11 protein-coding genes and 1 pseudogene are annotated in these 14,275 nt (G+C 73.1%); 9 read left to right on the forward strand and 3 right to left on the reverse strand.

From position 1 onward, the window contains the following. The first annotated feature begins 1 nt into the window (after position 1). From IFT45_RS06790 to leuA, 5 genes are all read left to right on the forward strand, one after another. Positions 2–1,306: a hemolysin family protein gene (locus IFT45_RS06790; RefSeq protein ID WP_056054220.1), complete on the forward strand. Its 1,305-nt coding sequence runs from the start codon at positions 2–4 to the stop codon at positions 1,304–1,306. Continuing rightward, positions 1,303–2,241, forward strand: a complete 939-nt coding sequence (gene era / locus IFT45_RS06795; RefSeq protein WP_167259033.1) for a GTPase Era — start codon at positions 1,303–1,305, stop codon at positions 2,239–2,241. The genes IFT45_RS06790 and era overlap by 4 nt, the downstream gene beginning before the upstream one ends. 100 nt (positions 2,242–2,341) lie before the next feature. Beyond that, entirely contained in the window at positions 2,342–3,616 is a 1,275-nt protein-coding gene (locus IFT45_RS17475; RefSeq protein ID WP_056054226.1) for a sensor histidine kinase, read from the forward strand. Continuing rightward, positions 3,613–4,299 carry a response regulator transcription factor gene (locus tag IFT45_RS06805; RefSeq protein WP_056054229.1) on the forward strand — a complete coding sequence of 229 codons (687 nt, stop codon included), beginning with the start codon at positions 3,613–3,615 and terminating at the stop codon, positions 4,297–4,299. The genes IFT45_RS17475 and IFT45_RS06805 overlap by 4 nt, the downstream gene beginning before the upstream one ends. A gap of 192 nt (positions 4,300–4,491) precedes the next feature. Further along, positions 4,492–6,252 (forward strand): 2-isopropylmalate synthase, encoded by a 1,761-nt coding sequence (gene leuA, locus IFT45_RS06810; protein WP_056054232.1) that lies wholly within the window; start codon positions 4,492–4,494, stop codon positions 6,250–6,252. A 280-nt stretch (positions 6,253–6,532) separates the two neighbouring features. Here the strand turns inward: leuA and IFT45_RS06815 are convergent, their stop codons facing one another. After that, positions 6,533–7,195, reverse strand: a complete 663-nt coding sequence (locus tag IFT45_RS06815; protein WP_056054235.1) for a trimeric intracellular cation channel family protein — start codon at positions 7,193–7,195, stop codon at positions 6,533–6,535. A gap of 34 nt (positions 7,196–7,229) precedes the next feature. Here IFT45_RS06815 and recO point away from each other — a divergent pair. Continuing rightward, positions 7,230–7,949: pseudogene (gene recO, locus IFT45_RS06820) on the forward strand (DNA repair protein RecO); the annotation flags it as partial. 143 nt (positions 7,950–8,092) lie between these two features. Next, on the forward strand, positions 8,093–8,893 hold the full coding sequence (locus IFT45_RS06825; protein WP_192127327.1) for an isoprenyl transferase: 801 nt from the start codon (positions 8,093–8,095) through the stop codon (positions 8,891–8,893). A gap of 3 nt (positions 8,894–8,896) precedes the next feature. On the opposite strand, the gene IFT45_RS06830 is transcribed toward IFT45_RS06825, so the two are convergent. Both IFT45_RS06830 and IFT45_RS06835 read right to left on the reverse strand, forming a co-directional pair. Then, the gene (locus IFT45_RS06830) at positions 8,897–9,568 is read right to left on the reverse strand and encodes a hypothetical protein (RefSeq protein WP_167259037.1); all 672 of its coding nucleotides are present in this window, start codon (positions 9,566–9,568) and stop codon (positions 8,897–8,899) included. A 59-nt stretch (positions 9,569–9,627) separates the two neighbouring features. Beyond that, positions 9,628–10,617 (reverse strand): LysR family transcriptional regulator, encoded by a 990-nt coding sequence (locus IFT45_RS06835; protein ID WP_185232365.1) that lies wholly within the window; start codon positions 10,615–10,617, stop codon positions 9,628–9,630. Positions 10,618–10,698: 81 nt separating this feature from the next. Here IFT45_RS06835 and IFT45_RS06840 point away from each other — a divergent pair, with 81 nt between their 5' ends. Together IFT45_RS06840 and IFT45_RS06845 are read left to right on the forward strand one after the other, a co-directional pair. Then, positions 10,699–11,787 (forward strand): aminotransferase class V-fold PLP-dependent enzyme, encoded by a 1,089-nt coding sequence (locus IFT45_RS06840; RefSeq protein WP_192127329.1) that lies wholly within the window; start codon positions 10,699–10,701, stop codon positions 11,785–11,787. A 151-nt stretch (positions 11,788–11,938) separates the two neighbouring features. Next, positions 11,939–13,324: a glycine--tRNA ligase gene (locus IFT45_RS06845; protein WP_056054249.1), complete on the forward strand. Its 1,386-nt coding sequence runs from the start codon at positions 11,939–11,941 to the stop codon at positions 13,322–13,324. Positions 13,325–14,275 lie beyond the last annotated feature (951 nt).

Below are 14,275 nucleotides of genomic sequence, written 5' to 3' on the forward strand. Positions count from 1 at the left end.
GATGGTCACCGTGTTCGTCATCGTGGCCGTCGTGCTCGTCGTCCTCGGAGGGCTGCTCGCGGCCGTCGACTCGGCCCTGGGCGTCCTCAGCCGGGGCGACCTGCACGAGGAGGCCGAGGCCTCCCCGCGCAGCCGGGCGGCCCTGCTCGCCGTCGCCGACGACGTCGGCGCCCACGTCAACGCCGTCAACTTCATGCGCATCGTCGCCGAGACGTCGGCGGCCGTGCTCGTCACGCTCTCGTTCGCGACGGCCGTCGACCAGTGGTGGCTGGCCCTGCTGCTGTCGGCGCTCATCATGACCGTCGTGTCGTTCGTGCTGGTGGGCTCGAGCCCCCGCAGCGTCGGCCGTGCCCACGCCCGCGGGCTCGTGGTCGTCACGGCCGGGCTCGTCCGGGCCCTGCGGCTCGTGCTCGGCCCCCTGGCCGACGCCCTGGTCGCCGTCGGCAACCGGGTCACCCCGGGGCGGCCGCGCACCGCGTCCTTCTCGTCGGAGGAACAGCTGCTCAGCATGGTCGACGAGGCCACCGAGCTCGACGTGCTCGAGGAGGACGACCGGGAGCTCATCCACTCGATCTTCGAGTTCAGCGACACCGTCGTCCGCGAGGTCATGGTGCCCCGCACCGACATGGTGACCGTCGAGGCGACGGCGACCGTCGGCTCGGCCATGAGCCTCTTCCTCGGCCGGGGCGTGTCGCGCGTGCCGGTCGTCGGCCGCGACAGCGACGACGTCGTCGGAGTGGTCTACCTCCGTGACCTCGCCCGACGCCTGCACGAGCACGTCGGCGACGACTCGGCGCCGGTCGTGGCGCTCGCCCGCCCCGCCCTCTTCGTCCCCGAGTCGAAGAAGGCCGACGACACCCTCCGCCAGATGCAGGTCGACAAGAACCACCTCGCGATGGTCGTCGACGAGTACGGCGGCATCGCCGGGCTCGTCACCCTGGAGGACCTCATCGAGGAGCTCGTCGGAGACATCAGCGACGAGTACGACCGCACGGTCGCCGCCCACCGTGAGGTCAGCCCCGGGGTCTTCCGCGTCAGCGCGCGCATGCCCGTCGACGAGCTCGGCGACCTGTTCGGCCTCGAGCTCGACGACGACGACGTCGACTCCGTCGGCGGCCTCCTCACCAAGGCCCTCGGCCGGCTGCCCGAGAAGGGCTCGGTCGTGACCGTGTCCGGTCTCGTGCTGACCGCCGACCGGACCGAGGGCCGCCGGCACGACCTGCAGACCGTGCTCGTCGAGCGCAGTCCCGACCTGACGGCCGCCGAGGCCGACCCCGCACCCGCCACGACGAGAGAAGCACCATGACGAACACCGACGACGCCGACCGCACCTCCGCCGCGCCTCCGGCGGGGTCCACCTACCGCGCGGGCTTCGTCTCGTTCGTCGGCCGCCCGAACGTCGGCAAGTCGACGCTGACGAACGCCCTCGTCGGCGAGAAGGTGGCGATCACCTCGTCGAAGCCGCAGACGACGCGCCGCGCCATCCGCGGCATCGTCCACCGCGAGGTCGGTCAGCTCGTCGTCGTCGACACCCCGGGCATGCACCGCCCCCGCACCCTCCTCGGCGAACGCCTCAACAGCGTCGTCCAGACGACGCTCGGCGACGTCGACGTCATCGGCTTCTGCGTGCCGGCCGACGAGAAGATCGGCCCCGGCGACAAGTTCATCAACGAGCAGCTCGACGCCTTCCCCCGGGCGAAGAAGGTCGCCATCGTGACGAAGACCGACACGATCTCGCGGCCCGCCGTGGCGGAGCAGCTGCTCGCCGTGAGCAAGCTGCGCGACTGGGAGGCGATCATCCCGCTCTCCGCCGTCGAGGGCGTGCAGCTCGACGTGCTCACCACCGAGCTGATCAAGCTGATGCCGGTCTCGCAGCCGCTCTACCCGGCCGACGCCGTCACGGAGGAGGTCGTGCAGGACCGGATCGCCGAGTTCATCCGCGAGGCCGCCCTCGAGGGCGTGGAGGACGAGCTGCCCCACTCGCTGGCCGTCACGATCGACGACATGATCGAGCGCGACGACCGCGACCTGCTCGAGATCTACGCGAACCTCTTCGTCGAGCGCGACAGCCAGAAGGGCATCGTCATCGGGGGAGGCGGCGCTCGCCTCCGCGAGGTCGGCGCCCGCGCCCGCGCACAGATCGAGCCGCTCGTCGGCAAGCAGGTCTTCCTGTCGATCCGGGTCAAGGTCGCGAAGGACTGGCAGCGGGACCCGAAGCTGCTCGGCCGCCTCGGCTTCTGACCAGGGCGGTGTCCCTCCACAGGATGATCCCCGTCGTCCTCTCGTCGTCCGGGGTGCCGTCGGTGTCGTCGGGCGGGGTCGCGGGCCGTACGGTGGTGCGGTGATCTTCCGACGACTCGCCCCGTACCAGGTGGTCGTCGACGTGTCGGCCGCGGTCGTCCTCGGGGTCGTCGCGCTGGGGCTCAGCGCGGGAGGCACGGCGGCCGGGCTGGTGATCGCGGGCATGACGGCGACTCTCGCCGTCCGGCGGCTCGCCCCGGGCCCGTCGCTCGCGCTCGCCTGGGTGGTGGCGATCGGCGAGATGCTCTCGCAGACCAGCCCCGGCGTGAGCAACCTGGCGATCTGCGCGGTGCTCTACACGGTCGCCGCCTACGGCACCGAGGCGACGAAGTGGGCGGGGCTCGTCTCCACGGTCGTCGGGGCCGCCGTGGGCACCTTCTACGTGACGAGCGTGCAGACCACGCTCTTCGGCATCGACTACACGGTCTACGGCCTGCAGGACGTCGTGCGGATCCTGCTCCAGCTGGGCATCACCTTCCTCGGCTTCCTCGCCCTCCTCGGCCTGCCGTGGGCGGGCGGCCTGCTGGCGCGGGCACGGTCGTCCGAGCGCCTCAGCCGTGAGGCGCAGCTCATCGCCGAGCGCGAGACGGCACGGGCGGAGGGCGAGGTCGCCCGCATCGAGCGGGAGGCCGCCCGGGCCGAGCGCGACGTGGCGGTCGAGCAGGAGCGCAACCGCATCGCCCGCGACATGCACGACGTCGTCGCGCACTCCCTGGCCGTCGTCATCGCCCAGGCCGACGGCGCGCGCTACGCGGCAAGGGTCGACGCCGGGTCCGTCGACGACGCCCTCGTCACCATCGCGACCACGGCCCGGGAGGCGCTCGGCGACGTCCGCGTGCTGCTCGGGCAGCTCCGCCACAGCCAGGGGGAGGCGCCCCAGCCGGCCCTCGGCGACCTCGACCGGCTGCTGGAGCAGATGCGCGCCTCCGGCCTGGTCATCGAGCACCGGGTGCAGGGCGAGGCGCAGGTGCTGGGCACCAACCGGCAGCTCGCGGTCTTCCGGATCGTGCAGGAGTCGCTGACGAACGTGCTGCGCCACGGCGCCGCGGGCGCGCCCGTCGACCTCCTCTTCGACTGGCGGTACGAGGCCCTCCACCTGGTCGTCACGAACGTCGTCCGGCCCGCCACCCAGCCCGTCGACACCCGCCCCGGCGGAGACGACCGACGCGGCGGCGGGCACGGCCTCGACGGGATGCGCGAGCGCGCGACCCTCGCCGGGGGCTCGCTGACCACGCAGGACGCCGACGGCCGCTTCGTCGTGCACGCCGTCGTGCCCACCCTCGCCCTCACCCAAGAAGTAGGAATCCGCCGATGAGCCCCACCACGCCCGCCACCGCCGTCCGAGTCGCGCTCGTCGACGACCAGGCCCTCTTCCGGGCCGGCATCAAGATGCTCGTCAGCTCGCAGCCCGACCTCGAGTTCGTCGGCGAGGCCAGCAACGGGGAGGAGGGCGTCGCCATGGTCGCGGCGACCCGCCCCGACGTGGTGCTGATGGACATCCGCATGCCCGTCATGGACGGCATCGCCGCGACGACGGCAGTCCTCGCCCAGGCGCAGGCCGCCTCCCGCAAGCCTCCGCGCGTCATCGTGCTCACGACCTTCGACCTCGACGAGGCCGCGACCCGGGCCATCCGGGGCGGGGCCAGCGGGTTCGTCCTCAAGGACGCCGACCCCGAGTTCCTGCTCGCGGCCATCCGGACCGTGCACGCCGGCAACGCCGTCATCGCCGCCTCCGCCACCCGCGAGCTCTTCGAGCACTTCGACGGGCGGTCGGCGCGGGCCGCCGCGGTGCCCGCCGCGTTCGGCACGCTCACCACGCGCGAGCGCGACATCTTCGACCTCGCCGCCCGCGGGCTCAGCAACTCCGAGATCGCCGGGCGGGAGTACCTCAGCGAGGCCACGGTCAAGACGCACATCAGCCGCGTGCTGTCGAAGCTGTCGCTGCGCGACCGGGTGCAGCTCGTCGTCTACGCGTACGAGCACGGGCTGGCGGAGTAGCCGGGCGCCTGCGTCGTCACGGTCCTGCGGGCCGTCGGGGTCGGTGCTAGCCTCGGCACGTGCTCACCTGTGTGCTCCTCCTCCTTCGCCGCCGCGACGAGTCCTGACCCTGGCCTCCCTCGTCGCGGAGTTCGCCGTCGGCCGACCCACACGCGAAGACAGCCCCTCGCGGGGCGAGAGAGACCTGAGACCATGAAGAACGCACAGCAGCCCTCGGCCATGCCGATCCACAAGTACCGCCCGTTCCACGAGCAGATCGTCGTCGACCTGCCCGACAGGACGTGGCCCGCCAAGCGGATCGAGCAGGCCCCGCGCTGGTGCGCCGTCGACCTCCGCGACGGCAACCAGGCGCTGATCGACCCGATGAGCCCCGAGCGCAAGCGCATCATGTTCGACCTGCTGGTCGGCATGGGCTACAAGGAGATCGAGGTCGGCTTCCCGAGCGCCTCGCAGACCGACTTCGACTTCGTGCGCAGCCTCATCGACGAGGGCGCCATCCCCGACGACGTGACGATCCAGGTGCTGACGCAGGCGCGGGAGCACCTCATCGCACGCACGTACGAGTCGATCGCGGGGGCGAAGCAGGCGATCGTCCACCTGTACAACAGCACGAGCGTCCTCCAGCGTGACGTCGTCTTCCGCACCGACCGCCAGGGCATCGTCGACATCGCCCTGGAGGGAGTCCGGCTCTGCCGCGAGCACGAGGCGACGATCCCCGAGACCACCGTGTTCTACGAGTACTCGCCCGAGAGCTACACCGGCACCGAGCTGGAGTTCGCGCGCGACATCTGCAACCAGGTGATCGAGGCCTTCGACGCGACTCCTGACCGCCCCGTGATCATCAACCTGCCGGCCACCGTCGAGATGGCGACGCCGAACGTGTACGCCGACTCGATCGAGTGGATGCACCGCAACCTGGCGCGTCGCGACAGCGTCATCCTGTCGCTGCACCCCCACAACGACCGCGGCACCGGCATCGCCGCCGCCGAGCTGGGCTACCTGGCCGGCGCCGACCGCATCGAGGGCTGCCTCTTCGGCAACGGCGAGCGGACGGGCAACGTCGACCTCGTCGCCCTGGGCATCAACCTGTTCACGCAGGGCATCGACCCGCAGATCGACTTCAGCGACCTCGACATGGTCAAGCGCACCGCGGAGCACTGCAACCAGCTGCCCGTCCACGAGCGCAGCCCCTGGGCGGGCGACCTGGTCTACACGGCCTTCTCCGGCTCGCACCAGGACGCCATCAAGAAGGGCTTCGAGGCGATGGCGGCGACCGCCGCCGAGCGGGGCGTCGACGTCGACCAGCTCGAGTGGGCCGTGCCCTACCTGCCGGTCGACCCGAAGGACCTCGGCCGCAGCTACGAGGCCGTCATCCGCGTCAACTCGCAGTCCGGCAAGGGCGGCGTGGCCTACCTGCTGAAGGCCGACCACGCGATCGACCTGCCCCGCAAGCTGCAGATCGAGTTCAGCGGCGTCGTGCAGTCGCGCACCGACGCCGAGGGCGGCGAGATGACGAGCGCGCACATCTGGTCGATCTTCCAGGACGAGTACCTGCCCGCCGACGACGCCGACGAGAAGTGGGGCCGCTTCGAGCTGACCCGCACGGGCACGTCGAGCGACATGAGCGGCGAGACCAGCCTCGACGTCGAGCTGCGCGTCGGCGACGAGCGCCAGCTGACGACCGGTCGCGGCACCGGTCCGATCGCGGCGTTCCTCTCCGTGCTCAGCGAGCAGGGCGTCTCGGTCAAGCTGTACGACTTCGTCGAGCACACGCTCAGCGCGAGCGGCGACGCACAGGCCGCGGCGTACGTCGACCTCGACGTCGACGGCACGCGCCTCTGGGGCGTCGGGATCGACGCCGACAGCTCCACCGCGTCGCTCAAGGCGATCGTCTCGGCCGTCAACCGGGCCATCCGCCAGACGTCGGAGACGCGCGAGCTCGCCGCCGTCTAGCCTCCGTGGCCGTAGTCGTGGCCGTGGCCGGGGCTCGAGCCCGTGGCCTCTGCCGTGGCCGTAGCCGCAGCCGCAGCCTCGGCTTCTGGCCGACCTCGTCGGCTCGTCACGCGCATCCCCCCGGTCGGCAACTCCTGCGCACCGTCGTCGAGAACGACGCCTGAGCCCCTGGCGCGCCACGGGGCAGGAGTTGCCGACCGGTCCCTTCCGGGGCCCGGCGAGCGGGGCCCCGGCGCGAACGAGGGCGACCGCCCGCGACCGCGAGGAGGCGCGGGCCGGCTCAGCGGGGCCGGCGCCAGCGGGGCAGGCGGCTGAGCGAGCGCTGCTCGGGCAGCGTCCAGCCGAAGCGCACGGCCAGCAGCCGGATCACCAGCGTCACCGACGTGCCGATCACGGCGGCGGCCGCCGCGGGCACGCCGAGGGAGACGAGGCTGACGAGCACCACGGTGCCGCCCGCGGCCGCGACGGCGTAGAGCGACCCCACGTGCATCATCGCGATCGTGAGGTTCATGAGGACGTCGCGGAGCACCGAACCGCCCACGGCGGAGATCACCCCCACGAAGATCGCCGGGATCTCCGGCAGCCCGAGCGACAGCGCCTTCGTCGAGCCGATCGCGCCGAAGAGCCCGATCGTCAGGGCGTCGAGGGCCGTGATGACGCTGGCGAGCCGGTGGAAGAGGCGCTGCAGCGCCATTCCGACGAGCGCGGCGGCGACCGCGACCAGCAGGTACCAGTTGCTCGCCATCATGCGCGGCACCTGCCCGAGCAGGACGTCGCGGAGGATGCCGCCGCCGAGCCCGGTCGCGATGCCGATGATGGCGACGCCGAGCAGGTCGAGGCGGCGGTCCTTGAACTCGGAGGCGAACATCGCGCCCTGGAGGCTCCCCACGCCGACGGCCAGGAGATCAGCCCAGAGGGGGATGGCGAAGGCCGTGGCGTGCATCCGACGTTTGTACCACGCGTGGGATCATGGGTCGGTGCCCGTCTACCGTGATGAATGCGTCGTGCTGCGCACCCACAAGCTGGGTGAGGCCGACCGCATCGTCACCATGCTCAGCCGCCAGCACGGCAAGATCCGAGCCGTCGCCAAGGGCGTCCGTCGCACCGCGTCGAAGTTCGGGGCCCGCCTCGAGCCGATGATGGTCGCCGACCTGCAGCTCTACGAGGGCCGCTCGCTCGACATCGTCCAGCAGGCGGAGTCCCTCGGCTCGTACGGCGCCCTCATCGCGAGCGACTACGCCAGTTACACCGCCGGCAGCGTCATGGTCGAGACGGCCGACAAGCTGACGGAGGCGGAGGCCGGCCTCCAGCAGTACCTCCTGCTGGTGGGGGCGCTGCGGTCGCTCTCGCGGCACGAGCACGCGCCGCAGCTGACGCTCGACTCGTACCTCCTCCGGGCCCTCAGCGTCGCCGGGTGGTCACCCAGCTTCGGGGACTGCGCCGTCACGGGTGCACCCGGGCCGCACTCGGCGTTCGTCGTCCAGCTGGGCGGTGTCGTCGCGGACTCGCACGCGCCTCCCGGGGCTCCTCGCCTGTCGCGCGAGGCGCTCGGCCTCCTCGCCGCGCTGCTCACCGGCGACTGGGCCACCGCGGAGGCGGCGAGCGAGGCGACGCGCAACCAGGCCAGTGGCGTCGTCGCGGCCTACACGCAGTGGCACCTCGAGCGTGGCCTCCGGTCGATGCAGCACCTCGACCGCGAGCCGGGGCGACCGCAGCTCTCGCCCGGCGTCCGCGCGACGGCCGCGGCCGAGGCGGCAGCACTCGCGGCCACCGTCGTGCCCGTGCCCGTGCCCGCGGTCCATCCGACCACCCCGACCCTGCACGCCCCCGGAGGGACCCCGTGAAGAAGACCCACCGCGACGCCGTCGACTTCCGCCCCCTCGACTGGACGGGCCTCTACCCGCCCGAGCTGCCCGCCGCGGCCGTGCCCGAGCACGTCGCCATCGTGATGGACGGCAACGGAAGGTGGGCCAACGGTCGCGGCCTGACGAGGGTGGAGGGCCACAAGGCCGGCGAGGCGAGCCTGCTCGACGTCGTCGCGGGCGCGATCCAGCTGGGCGTCAAGCACCTCAGCGTCTACGCCTTCTCGACCGAGAACTGGAAGCGCTCGCCCGACGAGGTGCGCTTCCTCATGGGCTTCAACCGCGAGGTGCTGCACCGTCGACGCGACCAGCTCAACGCCTGGGGCGTCCGGGTGCGCTGGGCGGGCCGGAAGCCGCGGCTGTGGGGCTCCGTCATCAAGGAGCTGCAGTTCGCCGAGCAGCTCACGCGCGACAACGACGTGCTGACCCTCACGATGTGCGTCAACTACGGCGGCCGCACCGAGATCGCCGACGCCGTCCGCGAGATCGCCGAGGGGGTCGCGGCCGGGCGCATCAAGCCGTCGGGGGTCAGCGAGAAGCTGATCCAGAAGCACCTCTACACGGCCGACCTCCCCGACGTCGACCTCTTCGTCCGCAGCTCGGGCGAGCAGCGGACGAGCAACTTCCTGCTGTGGCAGTCGGCCTACGCCGAGATGGTCTTCCTCGACACGCTCTGGCCCGACTTCACCCGCGAGGACCTCTGGGGAGCCGTCACCACCTACGCCCGTCGGGCGCGCCGGTTCGGCGGGGCCGTCGACGCTCCCGGCCAGGGCGCCTGAGCCTCAGAACTGGACGTTGGCCCCGAGGAAGATGCGCTCGGCGGGCCAGAGGAACTGCAGCGTCAACGGCCCGTCGGCCTGACGGTGGAACCAGGCGTTGCCGAACACGACCTGCTCGCCGGGCAGCAGGTACCACGACGTCGCGTCGGCGGGGAACTGCGTCGCCAGCTCGGTCGACCAGCCCTGGCTCGTGATGAGGTCCTGCCCGGCGAAGGTGTCCTGCTGGGCGAGGTCGTTGCCGTACGACGAGTAGTCGGCCGAGAGGTCGGTGAGGTCGAGCCGGCGCTGCGAGGCGTTCGACAGCACGTAGACGGTCGCCTCGACCGTCGTGCCGGCCGGGTAGGGGTCGGTGCCGTCCGGCCGCGCGAAGATCGACGGTTCGGTGGTCGTGAGCTCACCGACGCCGTAGACGTAGATCGTGAGGTCCTTGTAGTTGACCTGGTTCAGCAGCGCGCCGCCGGGCACGAGGTCGTCGGCGGCCGAGCCGCCACCGGTGCCGGGCGCCCCGGTCACCTGGGGCTGCGGGACGCCGGAGGAGCCCTGCCCGGGGTCGGACCCCGACGCCCCGGACGAGCCGTCGGCGGGGCGCAGGGTGTCGAGGTCGGCGTAGCACCCGGTCAGCCCCAGGAGGGCCGCGGAGAGCAGGGCGGCGGAGGCGAGGGTTCTTCTCGACACGGGGCAGGCACCTCTCGGGCGGGAGGCCGGGCGGGCGGCACGGCGGGCGGATCGCCAGCCTAGCCGGGCCCCCCGACGCCGACGCGGGAGGCGGGGGCCGGAGCGGCCTCGGGCCCCACGACGCCCCGGAGCCCGTGCACCGCGGGATCGACCGCGTGCAGGGCCTCGGCCAGCAGCCGCACGCTCGGCACCCGTCGGGCCCCGCGTCGGTGGACCACGGAGATGACGCGGGCCATCCCGCGCGGAAGCGGCACGACCCGCACGCCGTCCGACACCGCCGCGGCCTGCAACGAGAGCCCCGGCAGGAGGGCGACGCCGAGCCCCGACGCGACGAGCCCGAGCACCGCGAGGGCGTTGTCGGTCTCGAGCACGATCTCGGGCTCGAAGCCCGCCGACGCGCACGACGCGAGCAGGTGACCCCGACAGCGCGGGCACCCGCCGATCCAGCGCTCCGCCGCGAGCGAGGCGAAGTCGTCGCCGGGCTGGAACCCGTGCGCGCGCGGCACCACGAGCACGGTCTCGTCGACGAACGCGGGGTGCTCCCGCAGGGAGTCCGGCAGCGGGGCCGGCGAGGGCGCGCCCGCCCCGGCGTGCCCGAAGACCAGGGCCACGTCGGCGAGGCCGTCCCTGACCAGGGCCAGCGCCTCCGGCGGCTCGGCCTCGACGTAGTCCACCCGCAGCCCGGGGCGGCTCCGGTGCAAGGCGGAGAGGACCTCGGGCACGAGGGTCGAGGAGGCGCTGGGGAAGCCCGCCAGGCGGACCCGGCCGGACGTCGCCCCGCCCAGGTGGTCGAGCTCCTGCCGCGCGGCGTCGAGCGCGGCCTGCACGTGCACGGCGTGCTCGGCGAGACGTCGGCCGGCCTCGGTGAGGGCGACCCCGCGGCCCGACCGCAGGACGAGCGGGTGGCCGACCCGCGCCTCCGCGCGTCGCAGGTGCTGGCTGACGGCGGGCTGGCTGTAGCCCAGGCGGGCGGCCGCCGCGGTGATGGTGCCCGTCTCGGCCAGGGCCCTCACGACCCGGAGGGTCTGCAGGTCGACGTCGTCGCTCATGGTTCGACCATAACCCCGGGTTATGGATGACGAGCAGAGCTGGCGGTTGTCGTGACGGAGGCGGGTCGTCACCCTGGAGGCATGACCGCACCCGCCCGCACCCTCCCGGCCCCGACCGGCGCCCCGCTCTCCGTCGCGGACCTCGCGGGGCAGTTCGCCCGCGGCACCGGCTACCTCGCGGCCTGCACCATGGGGCTGCCGCTGGCCGCGACGCTGGAGGCGCAGCAGCGTGACCAGGAGGCCTGGCGGACGGGGCGCCGGTCGCCCGTCGACTACGGGGCGATCGTCGAGGAGTCGCGGGCCGCGTGGGCCCGGTCGGTCGGCGTCCCGACGTCGGCCGTCGCGATCGGCTCCCAGACGTCGGTGATGGTGTCGGTGGTCGCCGCGGCCGTCCCCGACGGCGCCGAGGTGCTCTGCGTCGACGGCGACTTCAGCTCGATGGTGTTCCCGTTCGTGGCGCAGGCGCACCGGGGCGTCACGGTGAGGAGCGTGCCGCTGGCCGAGCTCGCGGAGAGCGTGGGGGAGCGCACCGCCGTGGTGGCCTGGTCGGCCGTGCAGTCGGCCACGGGGGAGGTCGCCGACCACGCCGCGGTCGTGGCGGCGGCGGCCCGGCACGGCAGCCTCACCGTCTGCGACCTGACCCAGGCCGCCGGCGTGCTGCCGGTCGACGCCGCGACCGTCGACGTGACGGTCTGCCACGCCTACAAGTGGCTCTGCAGCCCCCGCGGCGCGGCTTTCGCGACGTTCTCGGCGCGGGCCCTCGCCGAGCTCCGGCCCGTCCAGGCCGGGTGGTACGCGGGGGAGTCCGTGTGGTCGTCCTGCTACGGGCCCGAGATGCACCTCGCGAGCGACGCCCGGGCGTTCGACGTGTCGCCGGCCTGGCAGGCGTGGGCCGGCGCCCTGCCCGCCCTCGACGCCTTCTCCCGGCTCGACGTCGCGGAGGCCTGGGCCCACGCCAGCGGGCTCGGCGACGAGCTGTGCCGACGCCTCGGCATCGCCGAGCAGGGGCAGGCGATCGTCACCTGGCCCGACGCGGAGGCCCGCGACGTCGCGGCGATGACCGCGGCGGGCCTGACCGTCTCGGGCCGTGCGGGGCGGGCGCGCGTCGCCTTCCACCTCTGGAACGACGGCGACGACGTCGAGGCCGTCGTGCGGGCCCTCCGGACCTGACGCCGGGCCTCCGGCCCTGACGCCGGCCGGGGCCCCGGACGTGGCGCCGGCCCGGGCCCCGGCCCTGGCGTGGCGACCTCGGCGGCTAGAGTTGCCGGGTACCTCGACCCACCGGGCACCCAGCTCGGCCTGACTCTCTGGAGCATCACACGTGGCAGCACCCAACCGTCTCGATTCCGTCATCGCCCTGGCCAAGCGCCGAGGGTTCGTCTTCCAGTCGGGAGAGATCTACGGCGGATCGCGGTCGGCGTGGGACTACGGCCCCCTCGGCGTGGCCCTGAAGGAGAACATCAAGCGCCAGTGGTGGCAGACCATGGTGCAGGGCCGCGACGACGTGGTCGGGCTCGACTCGGCGGTCATCCTGCCCCGTCAGGTGTGGGAGGCCTCCGGCCACGTCGAGGTCTTCAGCGACCCGCTGGTCGAGTCGCTGCACACCCACAAGCGCTACCGCGCCGACCACCTGCTCGAGGCGTACGAGGCCAAGCACGGCCACCCGCCGGAGAACGGCCTCGCCGACGTGCGCGACCCCGAGACCGGCCAGCCCGGCTCGTGGACGGAGCCGCAGAACTTCTCCGGCCTGCTGAAGACCTTCCTCGGCCCGGTCGACAACGAGCAGGGCATGGCGTACCTGCGCCCCGAGACGGCCCAGGGCATCTTCACCAACTTCGACAACATCCTGCAGTCGTCGCGCATCAAGCCCCCGTTCGGCATCGGCCAGATCGGCAAGAGCTTCCGCAACGAGATCACGCCCGGCAACTTCATCTTCCGCACCCGCGAGTTCGAGCAGATGGAGATGGAGTTCTTCGTCGAGCCCGGCACCGACGAAGAGTGGCACCAGTACTGGATCGACCAGCGCTTCCAGTGGTACGTCGACCTCGGCATCGACCCCGACAACCTCCGCCTCTACGAGCACGCGGCCGAGAAGCTGTCGCACTACTCGAAGCGCACCGTCGACATCGAGTACCGGTTCCGCTTCGCGGGCGGCGAGTTCGGCGAGCTCGAGGGCGTCGCGAACCGCACCGACTACGACCTCAAGACGCACGCCGCCGCCTCCGGCAAGGACTTGTCTTACTTCGACCAGGCGAAGAACGAGCGCTGGACGCCCTACGTCATCGAGCCCGCGGCGGGCCTCACCCGCTCGCTGATGGCCTTCCTCGTCGACGCCTACACGGAGGACGAGGCGCCGAACGCGAAGGGCGGCGTCGACAAGCGCACCGTCCTGAAGCTCGACCGCCGCCTGGCGCCCATCAAGGTGGCCGTGCTGCCCCTGAGCCGCAACGAGCAGCTGTCGCCGCTCGCCCGGGGCCTGGCCGCCGACCTGCGCAAGTACTGGAACATCGACTTCGACGACGCCGGCGCGATCGGGCGTCGCTACCGCCGCCAGGACGAGATCGGCACGCCGTTCTGCGTCACGGTCGACTTCGACTCCCTCGACGACGACGCGGTCACGGTGCGCGAGCGCGACACGATGGCCCAGGAGCGCATGCCGCTCTCGGCCCTCCGCGGCTACCTGGCGGAGCAGCTGCTCGGCGCCTAGGCGACCGGCACGCCGAGAGGGCCCCGACAGCGCGTGCTGTCGGGGCCCTCTCTCCGTCCAGGTCTGCGCCCGCGCCGCGTCCTGGCCTGGGACGCGCCCCGGAGTCCGAGCCTGCGGCCTGCACGCGCGGTGCCGTCGCTCGCGACGGCCCCGGAGTCCGTGCAGGGCGCCGCCCTCGTCCCGGCCCGCAGCGCGTCCTCCGCCCGTGGTCGGCAACTCCTGCTCGCTGTCACTCCGCGGCGGCCCAGCCCCTCCCCACGTGCAGCGTGCAGGACGAGCCGACCGCCGCGTAGCGCAACCGGCAGCGGACCGTCGACGCCGGGCTGGAGGCGGCAGGGTCCTCCGCCGCGCCCCCGCCTCCGCCTGGTGGTGCTGGGCAGCGACCCGCGCCTCCGCCTGGTGGTGCTGGGCGCTGACGCCCGCGTCCGCCTGGTGGTGCTGGGCGCTGATCCGTGCCTCCGCCTGGTGGTGCTGGCCAGCGACCCCCCGCCTCCCACCCTGGGCGTCTCCCCACCGCTCGCCGCCGGTGTCCCCTGGTGCTGAGGTCGGGAACTCCTGCCCGATGTCTCCGGCGCGCGCTCCGCGGCTCGGGCCGCGACAGCGGGCAGGAGTCGCCGACCGGTCCCAGGGCGGTGGGGGCCTCCGGGCGTGGCGGAGGGGGCTGCCCGCGTCGGCTCGGCCGCGGTCGGCAACTCCTGCCGGGTGTCGCCACGGCGCGCTCGGCGGCTCGGCCCACGACAGCGCGCAGGAGTTGCCGACCGGCCCCGGAGCGACGCGGGCTGAGGCGGTGCCGTCACCGGCTGTGCGACCGGCGTCGGCGCCGTCGGCAACTCCTGCCGGTCGTCGTCGGCGGGGGCGTCGAGGCGCGTCACGCCGCAGGGAGCAGGAGTTGCCGACGGAGGGCGGGTGACCGGGTGGGGTGGGGGAGAGCGGGAGAGCGAGACGACGAGA

It is taken from the genome of Frigoribacterium sp. CFBP 13707 (genome assembly GCF_014842245.1).
GTDB lineage: Bacteria > Actinomycetota > Actinomycetes > Actinomycetales > Microbacteriaceae > Frigoribacterium > Frigoribacterium endophyticum.

Coding starts and splice junctions, on each gene's coding strand:
- IFT45_RS06790 (WP_056054220.1), top strand. CDS start 2: ATGGTCACCGTGTTCGTCATCGTGGCCGTCGTGCTCGTCGTCCTCGGA.
- IFT45_RS06805 (WP_056054229.1), top strand. CDS start 3,613: ATGAGCCCCACCACGCCCGCCACCGCCGTCCGAGTCGCGCTCGTCGAC.
- IFT45_RS06835 (WP_185232365.1), bottom strand. CDS start 10,617: ATGAGCGACGACGTCGACCTGCAGACCCTCCGGGTCGTGAGGGCCCTG.
- IFT45_RS06840 (WP_192127329.1), top strand. CDS start 10,699: ATGACCGCACCCGCCCGCACCCTCCCGGCCCCGACCGGCGCCCCGCTC.
- era (WP_167259033.1), top strand. CDS start 1,303: ATGACGAACACCGACGACGCCGACCGCACCTCCGCCGCGCCTCCGGCG.
- leuA (WP_056054232.1), top strand. CDS start 4,492: ATGAAGAACGCACAGCAGCCCTCGGCCATGCCGATCCACAAGTACCGC.
- IFT45_RS06815 (WP_056054235.1), bottom strand. CDS start 7,195: ATGCACGCCACGGCCTTCGCCATCCCCCTCTGGGCTGATCTCCTGGCC.